17 protein-coding genes are annotated in these 17,465 nt (G+C 67.0%); 7 read left to right on the top strand and 10 right to left on the bottom strand.

The features are described 5' to 3' along the window. Positions 1-145 precede the first annotated feature (145 nt). The 3 genes from A2G96_RS07640 to A2G96_RS07630 all read left to right on the top strand — a co-directional run bounded on the left by A2G96_RS07640 (position 146) and on the right by A2G96_RS07630 (position 2,994). Positions 146-1,123 (top strand): ABC transporter substrate-binding protein, encoded by a 978-nt coding sequence (locus A2G96_RS07640; protein ID WP_062798240.1) that lies wholly within the window; start codon positions 146-148, stop codon positions 1,121-1,123. A gap of 178 nt (positions 1,124-1,301) precedes the next feature. Continuing rightward, a complete protein-coding gene (locus A2G96_RS07635; protein WP_062798238.1) occupies positions 1,302-2,198 on the top strand; it encodes an ABC transporter permease in 897 nt (298 codons plus the stop codon). Between the two features lies 1 nt (position 2,199). Continuing rightward, on the top strand, positions 2,200-2,994 hold the full coding sequence (locus A2G96_RS07630) for an ABC transporter ATP-binding protein (protein ID WP_062798235.1): 795 nt from the start codon (positions 2,200-2,202) through the stop codon (positions 2,992-2,994). Between the two features lie 68 nt (positions 2,995-3,062). On the opposite strand, the gene A2G96_RS07625 is transcribed toward A2G96_RS07630, so the two are convergent. The 3 genes from A2G96_RS07625 to A2G96_RS07615 are packed head-to-tail and all read right to left on the bottom strand — an operon-like array spanning position 3,063 to position 5,497. Next, positions 3,063-3,332 carry a hypothetical protein gene (locus A2G96_RS07625; protein WP_062798233.1) on the bottom strand — a complete coding sequence of 90 codons (270 nt, stop codon included), beginning with the start codon at positions 3,330-3,332 and terminating at the stop codon, positions 3,063-3,065. Then, a complete protein-coding gene (locus A2G96_RS07620; protein WP_062798231.1) occupies positions 3,329-4,741 on the bottom strand; it encodes a LutB/LldF family L-lactate oxidation iron-sulfur protein in 1,413 nt (470 codons plus the stop codon). Before A2G96_RS07620 ends, A2G96_RS07625 begins: the two co-directional genes overlap by 4 nt. 30 nt (positions 4,742-4,771) lie before the next feature. Continuing rightward, positions 4,772-5,497 (bottom strand): (Fe-S)-binding protein, encoded by a 726-nt coding sequence (locus A2G96_RS07615; protein ID WP_062798222.1) that lies wholly within the window; start codon positions 5,495-5,497, stop codon positions 4,772-4,774. 236 nt (positions 5,498-5,733) lie between these two features. Between A2G96_RS07615 and A2G96_RS07610 the strand changes: the two genes are divergently transcribed. The 3 genes from A2G96_RS07610 (at position 5,734) to A2G96_RS07600 (ending at position 8,837) form a co-directional block, all read left to right on the top strand. Beyond that, positions 5,734-6,519, top strand: coding sequence for an IclR family transcriptional regulator (locus A2G96_RS07610; RefSeq protein ID WP_012352591.1), 786 nt, complete (start codon positions 5,734-5,736; stop codon positions 6,517-6,519). Between the two features lie 140 nt (positions 6,520-6,659). Continuing rightward, the gene (locus A2G96_RS07605) at positions 6,660-7,409 is read left to right on the top strand and encodes a FadR/GntR family transcriptional regulator (protein ID WP_062798221.1); all 750 of its coding nucleotides are present in this window, start codon (positions 6,660-6,662) and stop codon (positions 7,407-7,409) included. 15 nt (positions 7,410-7,424) lie between these two features. Further along, positions 7,425-8,837: an FAD-binding oxidoreductase gene (locus A2G96_RS07600; RefSeq protein ID WP_062798220.1), complete on the top strand. Its 1,413-nt coding sequence runs from the start codon at positions 7,425-7,427 to the stop codon at positions 8,835-8,837. A 67-nt stretch (positions 8,838-8,904) separates the two neighbouring features. Here A2G96_RS07600 and pbpG read toward each other — a convergent pair whose 3' ends face one another. The 5 genes from pbpG to A2G96_RS07575 all read right to left on the bottom strand — a co-directional run bounded on the left by pbpG (position 8,905) and on the right by A2G96_RS07575 (position 13,580). Then, positions 8,905-10,140 (bottom strand): D-alanyl-D-alanine endopeptidase, encoded by a 1,236-nt coding sequence (gene pbpG, locus A2G96_RS07595; RefSeq protein ID WP_150124065.1) that lies wholly within the window; start codon positions 10,138-10,140, stop codon positions 8,905-8,907. A 272-nt stretch (positions 10,141-10,412) separates the two neighbouring features. Continuing rightward, positions 10,413-11,138, bottom strand: a complete 726-nt coding sequence (locus A2G96_RS07590; protein WP_062802102.1) for a nitroreductase — start codon at positions 11,136-11,138, stop codon at positions 10,413-10,415. Positions 11,139-11,163: 25 nt separating this feature from the next. After that, positions 11,164-11,646 carry an acyl-CoA thioesterase gene (locus A2G96_RS07585; RefSeq protein ID WP_062798218.1) on the bottom strand — a complete coding sequence of 161 codons (483 nt, stop codon included), beginning with the start codon at positions 11,644-11,646 and terminating at the stop codon, positions 11,164-11,166. 84 nt (positions 11,647-11,730) lie between these two features. Then, the gene (locus tag A2G96_RS07580; protein ID WP_062798216.1) at positions 11,731-12,657 is read right to left on the bottom strand and encodes a DMT family transporter; all 927 of its coding nucleotides are present in this window, start codon (positions 12,655-12,657) and stop codon (positions 11,731-11,733) included. Beyond that, positions 12,654-13,580, bottom strand: coding sequence for a histone deacetylase family protein (locus A2G96_RS07575; protein ID WP_062798214.1), 927 nt, complete (start codon positions 13,578-13,580; stop codon positions 12,654-12,656). The genes A2G96_RS07580 and A2G96_RS07575 overlap by 4 nt, the downstream gene beginning before the upstream one ends. Before the next feature lie 365 nt (positions 13,581-13,945). Between A2G96_RS07575 and phaP1 the strand changes: the two genes are divergently transcribed. Next, positions 13,946-14,524, top strand: a complete 579-nt coding sequence (phaP1, locus tag A2G96_RS07570) for a TIGR01841 family phasin PhaP1 (RefSeq protein ID WP_062798212.1) — start codon at positions 13,946-13,948, stop codon at positions 14,522-14,524. Positions 14,525-14,885: 361 nt separating this feature from the next. Here the strand turns inward: phaP1 and lpdA are convergent, their stop codons facing one another. Both lpdA and A2G96_RS07560 read right to left on the bottom strand, forming a co-directional pair. Continuing rightward, positions 14,886-16,673 carry a dihydrolipoyl dehydrogenase gene (gene lpdA / locus A2G96_RS07565; RefSeq protein ID WP_062798210.1) on the bottom strand — a complete coding sequence of 596 codons (1,788 nt, stop codon included), beginning with the start codon at positions 16,671-16,673 and terminating at the stop codon, positions 14,886-14,888. 33 nt (positions 16,674-16,706) lie between these two features. Further along, positions 16,707-17,411 (bottom strand): Ntn hydrolase family protein, encoded by a 705-nt coding sequence (locus A2G96_RS07560; RefSeq protein ID WP_062798208.1) that lies wholly within the window; start codon positions 17,409-17,411, stop codon positions 16,707-16,709. Positions 17,412-17,465: the final 54 nt, after the last annotated feature.

The raw sequence follows: 17,465 nt of genomic DNA, 5'->3' as shown, positions 1-17,465 counted from the left end.
CGCGCACGCTCCCTCCCCGCCGCAGGAAGCCGCCGCGCCCGCCCGGACCGGCACCGTGCGCCAGCCGGCGCACGCGCCAGGACGGCGGACCGAACCATCCGCGGCCGTATCCAATCCAGAACCGAGTTTCGGGGGAGCACACATAATGAAATCCACCAAGGGTCTCGCAGCATCCAAAACCATCCTGGGCGGCGCTGTGGCGCTGGCACTGCTGTACGGCGGCGCCGTGCAGGCCCAGACCGTCAAGGTGCTGTCGATCGTCGACCATCCCGCGCTGGACGCCATCCGCGACGGCGTGCGCGCAGAACTGAAGGCGGCCGGCTATGACGCCGACAAGAGCCTGAAGTGGGAATACCAGAGCGCCCAGGGCAACACCGGCACCGCCGCGCAGATCGCCCGCAAGTTCGTCGGCGACAACCCCAACGCCATCGTCGCCATCGCCACGCCGTCGGCGCAGGCCGTAGTCGCCGCCACCAAGACGGTGCCGGTGGTGTACTCGGGCGTGACCGATCCGGTCGCGGCACAGCTGGTCAAGAGCTGGTCGGCGTCGGGCACCAACGTCACCGGCGTGTCGGACAAGCTGCCGCTGGACAAGCAGGTGGCCCTGATCAAGCGCGTGGTGCCCAAGGCCAAGACCGTGGGCATGGTCTACAACCCGGGCGAAGCCAACTCGGTGGTGGTGGTCAAGGAACTGAGCGCGCTGCTGGCCAAGGAAGGCCTGACGCTGAAGGAAGCCGCCGCGCCGCGCACGGTCGACATCGGCCCGGCTGCCAAGAGCCTGATCGGCAAGGTCGACGTGATCTACACCAACACCGACAACAACGTGGTGTCGGCGTACGAGGCCCTGGTCAAGGTCGCCAACGAATCGAAGATCCCGCTGGTCGCGGCCGATACCGACAGCGTCAAGCGCGGCGCCGTGGCGGCACTGGGGGTCAACTACGGCGACCTCGGCCACCAGACCGGCAAGGTGGTGGTGCGCATCCTGAAGGGCGAGAAGCCGGGCACGATCGCCTCGCAGACCAGCGACAACCTGGAACTGTTCGTCAACACCGGCGCGGCCGCCAAGCAAGGCGTGACGCTGTCGCCGGAGCTGGTCAAGGAAGCCAAGACGGTCATCAAGTAAGCACAGCCACGCCCTGCCATGCCGCCGCCGCAAGGCGGCGGATGCGCCGGCCAGGCCTACCCGGCCCGGCCGGACCGAACCAGGGCGAAGCGGCCGGCGGCCCCACCCGGGCATGCCGGGCGCACCGCCCCGAAACCGGCGCCAGGGCAGACGCCGGCCCCCGCAACAGGATTCCCCCATGTCCCTCTTTTCCCTTCTGGGCGCCCTGGAGATCGGCCTGATCTTCAGCCTGGTGGCGCTCGGGGTGCTGATTTCCTTCCGCATCCTCAACTTCCCCGACCTGACCGTCGACGGCAGCTTCCCGCTGGGCGGCGCCGTGGCCGCGACGCTGATCGCCGCGGGCCAGGACCCGTTCCTCGCCACCATGGTGGCCATCGCCGCCGGCGCGCTGGCCGGCTGGATCACCGGCTGGCTCAACGTGCGCCTCAAGATCATGGACCTGCTCGCCAGTATCCTGATGATGATCGCGCTGTACTCGGTCAACCTGCGCATCATGGGCCGCCCCAACGTGCCGCTGATCACCGAACCGACGCTGTTCACCGTGCTGCAGCCGGAGTGGCTGCCCGACTACGTGCTGCGCCCGCTGGTGCTGTTCGTGGTGGTAGTGGTGGCCAAGGTCGGCCTGGACTGGTTCTTCAGCTCGCAGCTGGGCCTGGCGATGCGCGCCACCGGCGCCAACCCGCGCATGGCGCGCGCGCAAGGCATCCCGACCGGCCGCGCCACGCTGGCCGGCATGGCGCTGTCCAATGCGCTGGTCGCGCTGGCCGGCGCGCTGTTCGCGCAGACCCAGGGCGGCTCGGATATCTCGATGGGCATCGGCACCATCGTGATCGGGCTGGCCGCGGTGATCATCGGCGAGACCATCCTGCCGGCACGCCGGCTGATCTGGACCACGCTGGCGGTGGTGCTGGGCGCCATCCTGTACCGCTTCTTCATCGCGCTGGCGCTGAACAGCGACTTCATCGGCCTGAAGGCGCAGGACCTGAACCTGGTCACCGCCGCGCTGGTGACGATCGCGCTGGTGCTGCCGGCGACGCGCAAGAAGCTGTTTGCCCGCAAGAACGGAGGTGCCTGAGATGCTGCGCGCACAAGACCTGAAGCTCACCTTCAACCCGGGCACCCCGATCGAGACCCGCGCGCTGCGCGGCCTCAGCCTGGAAATCCCGAGCGGCCAGTTCGTGGCCGTGATCGGTTCCAACGGCGCCGGCAAGTCGACCTTCCTGAATGCAATCAGCGGCGATCAGATGGTCGACGCCGGGCGCATTACCATCGATGACACCGACGTCACGCGCAAGCCCGCCTGGGACCGCGCCCACCTGGTGGCACGCGTGTTCCAGGACCCCATGGCCGGCACCTGCGAAGCGCTGACGATCGAGGAGAACATGGCGCTGGCGATGGCCCGTGGCAGCCGCCGCGGCTTCCGCCCGGCGCTGAACCGCGCCTCGCGCGAGCTGTTCCGCGAGAAGCTGCGGTTGCTCAACCTGGGCCTGGAAAACCGCCTGACCGACCGCATCGGCCTGCTCTCCGGCGGCCAGCGCCAGGCGGTCAGCCTGCTGATGGCCTCGCTGCAGCCGTCGCGCATCCTGCTGCTGGACGAGCACACCGCCGCGCTCGACCCCAAGACCGCCGCCTTCGTGCTCGAACTGACCGCGCGCATCGTCGAGGAAAGCAAGCTGACCACGATGATGGTGACGCACAGCATGCGCCAGGCGCTCGACTACGGCCAGCGCACGGTGATGCTGCACCAGGGCCAGGTGGTGCTGGATGTCTCGGGCGACAAGCGCAAGGGGCTCGATGTGCCGGACCTGCTCAAGATGTTCGAGCAGACCCGGCATGAGCAGCTGGATGACGATGCGCTGCTGCTAGGGTGATGCTTCGCAACGTGCCATGAACAAGGGGAGCCGGCGGCTCCCCTTTTTTTACCCGCGGTCAGCGCCCCTCAGACCGTTGCCGCCTTGTCCAGCCACCGCGCCAGCTGGTCGGTGACCGCGGTGCTGGAAAACGAGCAGCTGTCCTGCGCGAACACCGCCGCCATCTCCAGCCGGCGCAGCAGCTCCTCCATGGCCTGGCCGTAGACCGGCGGCAAGGCCAGCGCGCTGCCGGCATCGCGCCATTCGCGCACCAGCTCCTGCGCCGGCTTTGCGCCGGCCACGTGCTGCTCCAGCGCGGCGCGCATGCGCGCCAGCGCTTCCGAATTCTCGGCGCTCATGAACGCGCCCTCCTTTCCTTGTAGAGTTCGCGGAACGTGCGGCCCGATGGCGCCGGCATGTCGCGTGTTTCGGTCCAGCCCTTGCCCGCCAGCGGCAGGCTCGCAATCAGTCCGTTGCTGCCGCCCATGCGGCCCAGCAGCCAGGCGCCGATGCGTGCCGTCAGCGCGTAGAGTTCGGGCCGCTTCGCCACGTAGCCCCAGGCCTTCAGCGCAAAGCGCTCCTGCCACGGCCGCAGGCCGCGTTCCATCTGCTTTTCGCGCAGCTTGCGCAGCAGGTCGGACAACGGGATCGACGCCGGGCAGACGCGATTGCATTCGCCGCACATGGTGGCCGCCTGCGGCAGGTCGACCGTGCTGGCCAGCCCGACGTAGCTGGGCGTCAGCACGCTGCCCATCGGACCGGGATAGACCCAGCCATAGGCATGGCCGCCGATCTTCTGGTAGACCGGGCAGTGGTTCATGCAGGCGCCGCAGCGGATGCAGCGCAGCATCTCCTGGAAGTCGCCGCCGATCAGTCCGCTGCGGCCGCCGTCGACCAGCACGAAGTACATATGCTCGGGGCCATCGCGCTCGCCCTCGGCGCGCGGTCCGGTCAGCAGCGAGAAGTAGTTGGAGATCGCCTGGCCGGTGGCCGAGCGCGGCAGCAGCCGCATCACCGTGGCCAGGTCTTCCAGCGTCGGCAGCACCTTCTCGATGCCGGTCACCGCCACGTGCACGCGCGGCATCACCGTGCACATGCCTTCATTGCCCTCGTTGGTGACCACCGCCACCGAGCCGGTCTCGGCGATGATGAAGTTGCCGCCGGTGACGCCCATGTCGGCGCTGAGGAATTCCGGCCGCAGCACTTCGCGCGCTTCGCGCGTCATCTCCGGGATCTCGGTCAGCCGCGGCTTGTGGTGGACCCTGGCGAACAGGTCGGCGATCTCGTCCTTGTCCTTGTGCACCACCGGCGCAATGATGTGCGACGGCGGCTCCGAGTCGTTGATCTGCAGGATGTACTCGCCCAGGTCGGTCTCGATGCTCTGCACACCCATCTCGCCGAGCACCTGGTTCAGGCGCATTTCCTCGGTCACCATCGACTTGCTCTTGATGACCTTCTTCACGCCGTGCTTCTGCGCGATCTCCGCAACCAGCCGCGCGGCATCGGCGGTGGTTTCCGCAAACAGCACGGTGGCGCCGCGACGGGTGGCGTTCTCTTCGAACGTGGCCAGCCAGACGTCGAGGTTTTCGAGCGCGCGGTTGCGGCGCTCTTTCAGCGCCTCGCGCGTGGCGTCGAAATCGATATCGCGGATCGCATCGGCGCGCGCCGTGACGAACTTGGTCGAAAGCTTCTTCAGGTTCTGCTGCAGGCGCTGGTCGGCCAGCTTCTGCCCGGCGCGCGCCTTGAATTCCATGCTGTGGACTTGCATCGTGGCGAATTCCTGATGGTGTCGTCGCGGTCAGGCGTCGCCTGCCAGCACCTGCGCGATATGCAGCACGCGGGTGCGGCTGTCGCCGGTGCGGCGCAGGCGGCCTTCGATATTGAGCATGCAGCCCAGGTCGCCCAGCACCACGGCATCGGCGCCGGTGGCCTGGATATTGGCGCATTTCTCGTCGACGATGGCCGTGGAGATATTGCCGTACTTGACCGAGAAGGTACCGCCGAAACCGCAGCAGGCCTCGCAGTCCTTCATCTCGGTCAGCTGCACGCCGGGCAGGCGCGACAGCAACGCGCGCGGCTGCTGCTTGACCCCGAGTTCACGCAGGCCGGAACACGAATCGTGGTAGGTGACCTGGCCCGCGAACGTCGACGGCAGGGTCTCGATCCGGGCCACGCTGGCAAGGAAATCGGTCAGCTCGAACACGCGCTCGCGCAGCCGCTCGTAGCGGCCGTTCAGCTCCGGATCGTCGCGCAGCAGGTCGGCGTAGTGGTGCCGGATCATGCCGCCGCAACTGCCCGACGGCACCACGATGTAGTCGAACATCTCGAACTCGCGCAGGAATTTCTCGGCCAGGTCGCGCGACACCGCGCGCTCCCCCGAGTTGTAGGCCGGCTGGCCGCAGCAGGTCTGCGCCTCGGGCACCATGACCTCGTAGCCGGCGGCTTCCAGCAGCTTGAGCACCGAAAAACCGATCTCCGGGCGCATCAGGTCCACCAGGCAGGTGTGGAACAGACCGACTCGCATTGTTGACTTCTCCCAGACCCTGAAACCCCGCAATTATGCGCGTTCGGCGCCGCGGGTGGCGCACAAAGCGTTCATCGGCCCGATGAATGCGGTGCCATGCACGGCACTCGGCGGTGCGACATCACGGACAGACTCTTACCGTAATGTCATTTCACCTATTGAAATTTTCACGATGCGAGATAGAATCAGGCAGACGCTTAAAAATGCCGCAAGGCAACATTTCTACTTTTCCCAACATGTCCGACGCAGACAAGTCACCCGGCAAGACGTCCATCCAGGTCATCGAGCGCATGATGACCCTGCTGGACGCCCTCGCGCAGCATGCCGACCCGGTCAGCCTGAAAGAGCTGTCGCTCGCCACCGGCCTGCATCCGTCCACCGCGCACCGCATCCTCAACGACATGGTTGCGTGCCGCTTCGTCGACCGCTCCGACCCCGGCAGCTACCGGCTCGGCATGCGGCTGCTGGAGCTGGGCAACCTGGTCAAGGCGCGCCTGTCGGTGCGCGACGCGGCGCTGGCGCCGATGCGCGCGCTGCACCGCGTCACCGGCCAGACCGTCAACCTGTCGGTGCGCCAGGGCGACGAGATCGTCTATATCGAGCGCGCGTACAGCGAGCGCTCGGGCATGCAGGTGGTGCGCGCGATCGGCGGCCGCGCCCCGCTGCATTTGACCTCGGTGGGCAAGCTGTTCCTGGCCGCCGACGAGTCGGCACGCGTGCGCAACTACGCCACCCGCACCGGGCTGGCCGGCCACACCCGCACCTCGATCACCGACCTGGCCAAGCTCGAACGCGAACTCAACTGGGTCCGCACCAACGGCTATGCCCGCGACAACGAAGAGCTGGAACTGGGGGTGCGCTGCATCGCCGCCGGCATCTATGACGACTCGCGCCGGCTCGTGGCGGGCCTGTCGCTGTCGGCGCCGGCGGACCGGCTGCAGGACAGCTGGCTGCAAAACCTGAAGGACACTGCCCTGCAGATCTCGCGCGGCATGGGCTACGTGACCGAAGCCGCGGCCTGACGCCACCCGCCCCATTGCCGCCAACGCGCGGGCTGCCAGCGAGGCAGTCCGCGCGTTTTGCTTTTTGATACCGCAGATTTCCTAACCCTAACGTTTACCCTATGTTTTCAGATAACCTGCAAACCTTATAATCGACGATCATGCGAACCCGCACCGTCACCCTTACCGAACAGGTCACGCGCCAGCTGCGCGCCGATATCGAAAGCGGCGCCTACCCCGTCGGCAGCCGCCTGCCGACCGGCCGGCAGCTGGCCGAGCAATACGGCGTCAGCGCCGCCGTGATCCGTGAAGTCACCGAACACCTGCGCTCGCAGGGCTTTGTCGAGTCGCGCCAGGGCGTCGGCTGCACGGTGCGCTCGCGCACCGGCGCGGCCGGTTTCCAGCTGCCGCGCGAACCCGAGCTCGACGCCGGCGAGCTGGCCGACCTGTACGACCTGCGCATCGACCTGGAAGGCGCCGCCGCGGCGCTGGCCGCGGTGCGCCGCACCGATGACGACGTGGTCGCGCTGACGGCGCTGCTGCAGCGGCTGCAGGCCCGGCTCTATGACCCGCAGCCGGCCGCCGATCTCGACGCGGCCTTCCATATCGGCATCGCCGCCGCCACGCACAACCCGTACTACCGCCAGCTGCTGCAGTACCTGAACCTGCAACTGCACCAGGCCGTCGCCACCGCGCGCGCCAATACGCTGCGCCAGCCCGGCCTGGCCGAGACCGTGCAGGCCGAACACGAGGCCATCGTCGCGGCCATCCGCCGCCGCGATGCCGGCGCGGCGCGCGCGGCGGCGGTGGCGCACCTGCAAAGCGCCGCGCGCCGCCTGGGGCTTTCGTTACGCGCACGCGACGACGCAGCCACCGCGCCGGACGCCACCAGTTCCGCATCCCTTTCCTGACAAGACACCACCATCATGCAAAACGGATCCCTTGCCCAGCGGCTCGCCGAAGCCCTCGGCCCCGACACCGCGCTGACCCACCCCGACGACATCGCACCGTGGCTGTCGGACTGGCGCGGCATCTACCGCGGCCAGGCGCAGGCGGTGCTGCGGCCCCGTAGCGTCGACGAGGTGTCGCGCGCGCTGGCGCTGTGCCAGCAGGCCGCGGTGCCGGTGGTGCCGCGCGGCGGCAATACCGGCCTGTGCGGCGGCGCCACGCCCGACGCGCGCGCGCAGAACGTGGTGCTGAGCCTGGACCGCATGAACGCGGTGCGCTCGCTCGACACCATCGCCAATACCATGGTGGCCGAGGCCGGCTGCATCCTGGGCAACCTGCGCCGCGCGGCGCAGGACGCCAATCGCCTGCTGCCGCTGTCGCTGGCGGCGGAGGACTCGTGCCAGATCGGCGGCAACCTGGCTACCAATGCCGGCGGCGTCAACGTGGTGCGCTACGGCATGACGCGCGAACTGGTGCTCGGGGTCGAGGCGGTGCTGCCCAACGGCGAGGTCTTCAACGGGCTGCGCACGCTGCGCAAGGACAATACCGGCTACGACCTGAAACAGCTGCTGATCGGCTCCGAAGGCACGCTCGGCGTGATCACCGCCGCGGCGCTGCGCCTGTTTCCGCGCACCGATACGCGCAGCGTGGTGCTGGCGGCGGTGGCTTCGCCCGCGCAGTCGCTGGCGCTCTATGAACTGCTGTTCGAGCAATGCGGCGCACGGCTGCAGGCGTTCGAGTTCTTTACCGGCGCTTGCCTGGACCTGGTGCTCGCGCATGCGGAAGGCGTGCAGGAGCCGTTCGCGCAGCGCTATCCGGCCTACGTGCTGGTGGAACTGGCCGATACCACCGATGAAGCCGCGCTGAACGCGCTGCTGGAACGCGTCATCGGCGAGGCGCTGGAGCGCGAGCTGTGCCTCGATGCCGCGGTCTCCGCTTCGCTGGCGCAGCTGCAGGCGCTGTGGAAGCTGCGCGAGGAAATCTCCGAAGCACAGCGCGCCGACGGCCCGCACCTGAAGCACGACGTGTCGCTGCCGATCGAGCAGATCCCGGCCTTCATGGAATCGATGGAAGCCCGGCTGCGCGCGCAGGATGCCGCGATCCGGCCCTTCGTGTTCGGGCACTTCGGCGACGGCAACCTGCACTACAACCTGTCGCGTCCGGCCGGTGCTCCCAAAGACTGGGCAGCCACGCAGGGCGATGCCGTCACCGATGCGGTGCTGGACGAGGTGATGCGCTACGGCGGCAGCATCAGCGCCGAGCATGGCATCGGCCAGCTCAAGCGCCATGCCTTCCTGGCGGTGAAGGATCCGCTGGAATTGCGGCTGATGCGAGAGATCAAGGCGGTGTTCGATCCCGCCGGCATCATGAACCCCGGCAAGCTGCTCTGACGGCTGCCGCCACCAAAGCAAAACGCGCCGCAATGCGGCGCGTTTTTTTCCGGTCAGGCGTGCGGGCTCAGATGCCGCGCGATTGCTGCGAGGCCAGCACCGCGTGGGCGCTGCCCGGACCCTGCGTCAGGTTCGGCGACGACGGGAAGCCGCGCTGCGGCGACGATGGCGAATGCTCGAGCCAGTCCTTGACCCGGTTGGCATCGGCAAAGCGCGACAGCTTGCCGGCCGAATCCAGGAACACCATCACCACGTTGCGCCCGTGCACGCGCGCCTGCATCACCAGGCACTGGCCGGCCTCGGAGATAAAGCCGGTCTTCTGCAGGCCGATGTCCCAGTTGCCGCCGCGCACCAGGCGGTTGGTGCTGACGTAATGCTGGGTGCGGCCCAGCACGTTGACTTCATGCTCGGTCTGGGTCGAGTACTCGCGGATGGTCGGGTTGCGGTAGGCGGCATTGACCATGCGCACCAGGTCGGTCGCGCTCGACACGTTGCTGCTCGACAGGCCGCTGGAATCGACGAAATGGCTGTCGTTCATGCCCAGCTCGCGCGCCTTGCGGTTCATCGCCTGCACAAAGGCCGGCAGGCCGCCCGGGTAGTGGCGGCCCAGCGCCGAAGCGGCGCGGTTCTCGGAGGACATCAGCGCCAGCAGCAGCAGTTCCTGGCGCGTCAGCTGCGTGCCGAAGCGCAGCCGCGAGCTGCTGTGCTTCTCGGTGTCGCGGTCTTCCTCGGTGATGGTCAGCACCTCGTCCATCGGCAGGCGCGAGTCCATCACCACCAGCGCGGTCATCAGCTTGGTGATCGACGCAATCGGCAGCACCGCGCCGGCATTCTTCTGGAACAGCACCTCGTTGGTGTTCTGGTCCATCACCAGCGCGACGCTGGAGCGCAGCGCCAGCGCATCGTCGGTATCGCGCAGACCCATGGCTTCGCCCAGCGACGGCTTGGACGGGGTAAACGCCGCCCGCACGGGGGCGGCGCGCTGCGCCACGACGACGTGGCGCTTGCCCTTCTTCAACACCACCACCTTGCGCGAGGACCCCGAATCGCCCCGGGCAGACTTGGCGACCTTGGTGACCTTGGCGTTGCGAGCGCTTTTGGCAACCGTCTTGGATGCGCTCTTTTTGTCAGATTTAGCCGAAGATGCCTGCTTTTTGCTTGTTTTCTGGGTGGACGCGGCCTTGGTGGCCGCCTCGGCCACGGGCACCGCGACCATCGACACCGACACCAGTACCGCGGCGGCGACGGCGGACAAGGGTGTGGAGCCGAAGAATCTGGAGAAAATGGAATCAGACCGGAACATGATTCGTTCAGCGCATAGGAATGGCGCTAGTGTAGGAAAGAAAGAAATTGTTAGCAAGATTAAAGACTTACAGACGCTCCTTAAAGTTCGATTCACATACATTTCCACATTGTGGAAAAAGTACGTGATGCGTCACGTCCGCCATCGAACTCCCGTGCGCTCGACCCAAGCGCAGTCCGGCTCACCCTTGCTACCCCTTTGCAGCGACGAAGCCAATACGGAACGTCTCTTGTGATATCGGCGTCCATCGTTACATGTTGAAACAAATTTCACTATGAGAGAAAACGCGCAAACCCGCTGACCGGCTCACGTTCCGTGGTGAGGCGGTTGGCGACCGCCTCCGGATCGGCAAAACCCAGCGACATGCCGCACACCACCATTTCTTCCGGTGGCAGCCGCAGGTGGCTGGCGATGATCTTGTGGAACTGCGTAAACGCCGCCTGCGGGCAGGTATCGAGCCCGCGCGCGCGGGCGGCGACCATGATGCTTTGCAGGAACATGCCGTAGTCGAGCCAGCTGCCCTGCTCCATGATGCGGTCGATGGTAAAGATGATGCCCACCGGCGCATCGAAGAAACGGAAGTTGCGCGCATGCTGTTCGTGCATGCGCGCCTTGTCCTCGCGGCTGATCTCCAGCAGGCCATACAGGTCCCAGCCCACCTTGCGCCGCCGCGACAGATACGGATCGGCCCATTCGCGCGGATAGTACGGGTATTCCTCGCGGTACTTGCTGTCGCGCTCGGGATCTTCATAGGCGGCCAGCACGTCGGCGCACAGCTTGGCCTTGGCCTCGCCCGACAGCACATAGACGCGCCACGGCTGCGTATTGGTGCCGGACGGCGCGCGGCTGGCCACCGCCAGGATCTCTTCCACGGTGCTGCGCGGCACGGGCGTATCGAGAAAGGCCCGCACCGAACGCCGCGTCAGGATTGCACGATCGACGCAGTCAACGGCCTCCTGCGAGCCGAGTTGCGACCCTGGTTGTTTCTCGAGGGACATCTTGTTCATCTCCTGTTGCCCCGCCCTATTCCCGTGCGCCCGTCACCGCGCCCGTCACCGCCCCCGCCGCCGCGCCCGTCACCGCCAACGGCAGCAGCGCTTCGCGCAACGCGCCCGGCAACGGTACCGGCCGGCGCGTAGCGCGATCGACATAGACGTGGATGAAATGCCCTTGCGCGGCAGCGACCTCGTTGTCGCCGCTGAACAGCCCGACCTCATAGCGCACGCTCGACGTGCCCAGCCTGGCTACGCGTAAACCCGCTACCACGGTCTCGGGAAAACTGAGCGACGAGAAGTAGTTGCACTGCGTCTCGATCACCAGCCCGATGGTGTCACCCGACGTGACATCGAGCACGCCCTGCCGGATCAGGTAGGTATTCACCACGGTGTCAAAATAACTGTAGTAGACAACGTTGTTAACGTGGCCATAGACATCGTTGTCCATCCAACGCGTAGTGATCGGCTGGAAATACGGATAGGCGCTGCGGGATTCGGCTTGGGGTTTCATGGGGCGGAAAGGAGACAGGACGCGAGACGGTACGAAACACGAATATTCTGAACCAGCGGCCGACGCGATACGAACGCGCTGCCGCTAGCGACGGATGACAAGCGCGACACCCAGCGCGGCCAGCACCATGCCGGCGGCCGCCAGCGGCGGGAAACGCTCGCCGAACAAAAGCCAGGCCATCACCGCCGTGGTCGGCGGGGTCAGGTACATCAGGCTGGACACCTTGGTGGCCGCACCCTGGCGGATCAGCAGGAACAGCAGCGAGATCGCGCCGATCGACAACGCCACCACCGACCATGCCAGCGCGCCGAGCATCGCGCCAGTCCACTGCACCTCCCGGGTCTCGAACAGGAACATGAACGGCACGCAGGCCAGCGCCGCCGCGGCGAACTGGATCACCGAGCCCATGCGCAGGTCGAACACCGGGCAGAAATGCCGCTGGTAGACCGTGCCCACGGTGATGCTGAACAACGCTCCGCCAGCCAGCGCGAGACTGGCCGGCGTCAGGCCGCTGGTGCCCAGTTTGTTCGCCACCACCAGGGCCACGCCGGCGATGCCCAGCAGCAGGCCCAGCCACTGGCGCGCGCCGATGCGCTCGCCCATGCGCGTGGCAATCAGCGCGGTCAGGATCGGCTGCATGCCGACGATCAGCGCCGATACGCCTGCCGGCATGCCGAGCTTGATCGCCGCCCAGACCCCGCCCAGGTACCCCGCCTGCAGCAGCAGGCCGGCCACGGCGATATGCCCGACCGCGCGCCAGTCGGTTGCGGTCGATCCCGCCACGCGCGGCAGCGGCACGCGCGCCAGCAAGACGAACGGCACCATCAACACCAGCACGCCGGCAAAGCGCAGGAACAGGAAGGTCATCGGCTCTGCGTACGGCATGCCGTATTTGGCGACGATAAAGCCGGTGCTCCAGATCACCACGAATAACCACGGCATCGATGCCACCCACAGCGTGGCACGTGGGCTGGCTGCGTCGCCGCGGCCCGACTCGATCATCTCGCTCATGATGCAAGCTGCGCGGCAGCTTGCGCGTACCGGGCGTGATATTGCGCGGCGAGCCGCACCGTCTGCGCATGCACCGCGACGGTGTCCTCGATCTGGTTGCCATAACCGCCGGCCATGGTCACCGCCACCGGCAGGCGCCGCGCTTGCGCGGCGTCAAAGACCAGGCGGTCACGCCGTGCCAGGCCGGACATGGTCAGTTTCAACCGCCCCAGCCGGTCGCCCTCGTGCGGGTCGGCGCCGGCCAGGTAAATCAGCAGGTCCGGCTCGAAGCGGCGGAACAGCGTGTCCAGCGCGGCCTGCAGCGCCTGCGCGTAAGCTTCGTCATCGCAGCCATCCGGCAGGCCGACGTCGAGGTCGCTGGCTTCCTTGCGGAACGGATAGTTCTTCTCGCCATGCAGCGACAGCGTGAATACCGACGGGTCGCCGTGCAGGATCGATGCGGTGCCGTTGCCCTGGTGAACGTCGAGGTCGATCACCGCCACGCGGCGCACCGCGCCGTCGCGCTGCAGCACACGCGCGGCGATCGCCGCATCATTGAAGACGCAGAAGCCGCCGCCTTTGTCGGCGTACGCGTGGTGCGTGCCGCCCGCCAGGTTCACGGCTATGCCCTCACGCAGCGCACTGCGGCAGGCCTCGATGGTCGCGCCCGCCGAGCGGCGCGAGCGCTCCACCATCGCTTCGGACCAGGGAAAGCCGATCTCGCGCTGGCGTGCGGCGTCGAGGGTGCCAGCCGAGGCAGCCGCCACGTATTCAGCCGTATGTGCCAGCAACAGCGCATCGTCGCCTGCGCGCGGCGCCTCGGACAGGCGCAGTCCCGGCACCTGCGCCGACACCGCGTCGCGCAGCATGCTGTACTTGCGCATGGGGAAGCGATGTCCGGGCGGCAACGGCAGCACGAAGTGGTCGGCGTAGAAAGCGAGCATGGAATGAGGCCTGGGCGATTCTGTTCACATCTTGTTGATGTTCCGGCCTCGGCCGGCCGTGCCGGCGCGGGCAGCCTGGCATGGTAGCACCCCTGCCCGGGCATTGCCGGCGGGGCCGGGAATGGCTATGACGCCACTTGCAGCAAGCCCGGCCTGCCCGATTTTGTGCGACGCACAAAATCTCCTTGACATTGATATGGCCGCCCCTAAAATACGGCTTGTTGCGGCGCACAAACTCCAAACGGATTGGCGCCCTGACCCACCCACACGCCTGGGCTGGCCGAAACGGGCACAACACCGTCACGGCCCTGACATCTAGGCGGCTTAATTTGCTTGACCTTGAAGTTCACCACTGGAGACCAGCAATGATCCTCACCCCGGAACAAGTCGCAGCAGCACAAAAGGCTAACCTCGAAACGCTGTTCGGCCTGACCACCAAGGCGTTTGAAGGCGTCGAAAAGCTCGTCGAACTGAACCTGCAGGTCGTCAAGACCACCTTCGCCGAGAACGTCGACAACGCCAAGAAGGCGCTGTCGGCCAAGGATGCACAGGAACTGCTGGCGATCCAGGCCGCGGCCGTGCAGCCGGTCGCCGAAAAGACCCTGGCCTACACCCGTCACCTGTACGAGATCGCTTCGGAAACCCAGAGCGAATTCGCCAAGGTGGCCGAGGCCCAGCTGGCCGAAGGCTCGAAGAACGTGCAGGCCCTGGTCGAGAACTTCGCCAAGAACGCCCCGGCCGGTTCGGAATCGACCGTGGCCATCGTGAAGTCGGCGATCTCCGCTGCCAACAACGCCTACGAGTCGGTGCAGAAGGCGACCAAGCAAGCGGTCGAAATCGCTGAAACCAACTTCCAGGCCGCCGCCACGGCCGCGACCAAGGCTGCCCAGCAAGCCAGCGCCACCGCCCGCACGGCCACGGCGAAGAAGGCCGCTGCTGCCTGATAGCCAGTGTTGAAGATGGACCGGCTGCGGCCGGTCCGTTGGCAAAGCCCATCGCCATGCGATGCAGTGGGCTTTGCCAACGATGAAGGCAGTGCCCCGACCGACCGGCACGGCGCTGCCTTCTCTGCCGATGTCTCCTCGGTACCGCGGTCTCCTTGTCCAAAGGTATCGTTAAACCCGACCTCTACAGGTCGGGTTTTTTTTGGCTCTCGCCTCCCTCAGCCTGCCTATCCCGCTGCCCTTTCCCCTGTCACTGCCAGCCGCCGCGCATCGACGCCGGCAAATTATGGCGGTTAATTGCGAAACCACACAAAACAAAGCCCGCCGTCAAGGCGGGCTTGTCATTGCAGCGGACAGCGGCTCAACGCTTGCGCGGCGGCGGCACGTCGGTACACGTGCCTTCGTAGATCTCTGCCGCCATGCCGATCGACTCGCCCAGCGTCGGGTGCGGATGGATGGTCTTGCCGATATCGACCGCGTCGGCGCCCATCTCGATCGCCAGGCACACTTCGCTGATCAGGTCGCCGGCATGCGTGCCGACGATCCCGCCGCCGATCACGCGATGGGTTTCCTCGTCGAAGATCAGCTTGGTGAAGCCCTCGTCGCGGCCGTTGGCGATGGCGCGGCCCGAAGCGGCCCACGGGAACACGCCCTTGCTGTACTTGATGCCCTGCGCCTTGCACTCGTCCTCGGTCAGGCCGGCCCAGGCCACTTCCGGATCGGTAAAGGCCACCGACGGGATCTGCTTGGCATCGAAGAAGGCCTTTTCGCCATGCGCCGCTTCCGCGGCCACGTGGGCTTCGTGCACGGCCTTGTGCGCCAGCATCGGCTGGCCGACGATATCGCCGATCGCGTAGATATGCGGCACGTTGGTGCGCATCTGCTTGTCGACGTCGATAAAGCCGCGCTCGGTCACGGCAACGCCGGCCTTGTCGGCGCTGATGCGCTTGCCGTTGGGCGAGCGGCCCACCGACACCAGCACCAGGTCATAGCGCTGCGGTTCGGCCGGCGCCTGCTCGCCCTCGAACCTGACGTAGATGCCGTCCGGCTTGGCTTCCACAGCGACCGTCTTGGTGTTGAGCATCACCTTGCCGAAGCGGTCCTTGTTCTTCTTTTCCCAGACCTTGACCAGGTCGCGGTCGGCGCCGTTCATCAGGCCCGGCAGCATTTCGACGATATCGATGTCGGCGCCCAGCGTGCTGTACACCGTCGCCATTTCCAGGCCGATGATGCCGCCGCCGATGACCAGCATCTTGTTGGGCACTTCGGGCAGCTCCAGCGCACCGGTCGAGTCGACGATGCGCGGGTCTTCCGGGATAAAGGGCAGCTTCACCGCCTGGCTGCCGGCGGCGATGATGGCCTTGTCGAAGCGGATCACGGTCTTCTTGCCGGTGGTCTGCTTGCCTTCGCCTTCGGTCAGTTCCACCTCCAGGTGATGCGGGTCGAGGAAATTGCCGATGCCGCGCACCACCTGCACCTTGCGCGCCTTGGCCATGCCGGCCAGGCCGCCGGTCAGCTTGCCGACCACCTGGTTCTTGTAGTGGCGCAGGCCGTCGAGGTCGATCTTGGCTTCGCCGAACAGGATGCCGTGGGCGGCCAGCGCCTTGGCTTCGTCGATCACCGCGGCGTTGTGCAGCAGCGCCTTGGACGGGATGCAGCCCACGTTCAGGCAGACCCCGCCGAGGGTGCCGTAACGCTCCACCAGCACGGTGTTCATGCCCAGGTCGGCGGCGCGGAACGCGGCCGAATAGCCGCCGGGGCCGGCGCCCAGCACCAGCATCTCGCACTGGATATCGGCGCCGCCGGCGTGGCTGGCGGCGGCAGCAGGTGCAGGCGCTGCAGCAGGGGCCGGCGCGGCGGCCGGCGCGGGCGCCGGGGCCGGTGCGGGGGCAGGCGCGGCGGCGGCGCCGGCCTGGGCTTCGATGGTGCAGATCACCGCGCCCTGGCCCACCTTGTCGCCGACCTTGACCTTGACATCGACCACCTTGCCGGCGGCCGACGACGGCACGTCCATGCTGGCCTTGTCGGACTCCAGCACGATCAGGGACTGTTCCACCTCGACCGTGTCGCCGGCCTTGACCAGCACCTCGATCACTTCCACCGCGTCGAAATCGCCGATATCCGGCACCTTGACTTCGATCACACTCATAGTTGCTCCTCTATGCGCGCCCGCCTCTCGGCTTCAGGGCGCGCCGTCGTTGTTGGTTGCTGCGTTGCCGTTCGCCGGATGGCCGCCCGCGCCGCCGTCTGCGGCTTCGTCAGCGCCATCGTCCTGGTCCGCTGCCGCCGCGTCGTCGTGCTCGTACTCGTGCTCGTGCTCGCGCAGCCGCACGGTGTGCACCTCGATCGGCCCCGCCGAGCTCTTGTCGAACTCCACGCCGGCATCGACGCCGATGCGCGCGATCTCGCCCGCGCCGAGGTCCGGCCGGTCATAGACCGCGTGCATCGCGCCCAGCGCATAGTTGCGGCCCGAGCCGATGCCCCAGAAGCGGTCGAACGAAAACACCTCGCGATACGAGTAGACGCCGAAGATGCCCGCCGGATTGGCGATCAGGCATACGATCTGCGACGACTCGTAGGGATCGTCATCGTCTTCCTTGGTATTGACGAAGTAGTCCGCCTTCAGCTTCTCGTGCACCTTCAGGAAGGTGCGGAACACGTCGTCGCGCGAGCCCAGCCGGCACTCGTCGCCCAGCCCCGCCAGCAGCGTGCGCATCACCGGGAAGTGCGCCGTGGTCCCGGCCAGCGCGATAAAGCCGTCGCCCACCGGAAATACCTTCTGGTTGCGCTCGTACGCGCGCGACAGGCGCGTATCGCCGAAGGTCACGAGCGCGTCGGCCGCGATCGCCACCTCGGCGCCCTTCCTGACGACAACACAGGTAGTCATGGCTTGCTCCCGGTTGCGCGTGGCGCGCCGCACGGGCCGGGCCGTCGCCCCGCC

This window comes from Cupriavidus nantongensis (assembly GCF_001598055.1).
In the GTDB taxonomy this organism is placed as follows: domain Bacteria; phylum Pseudomonadota; class Gammaproteobacteria; order Burkholderiales; family Burkholderiaceae; genus Cupriavidus; species Cupriavidus nantongensis.
The sequence above is the reverse complement of the archived record's forward strand: the minus strand, read 5'-3'. Positions and strand labels throughout refer to the sequence as shown.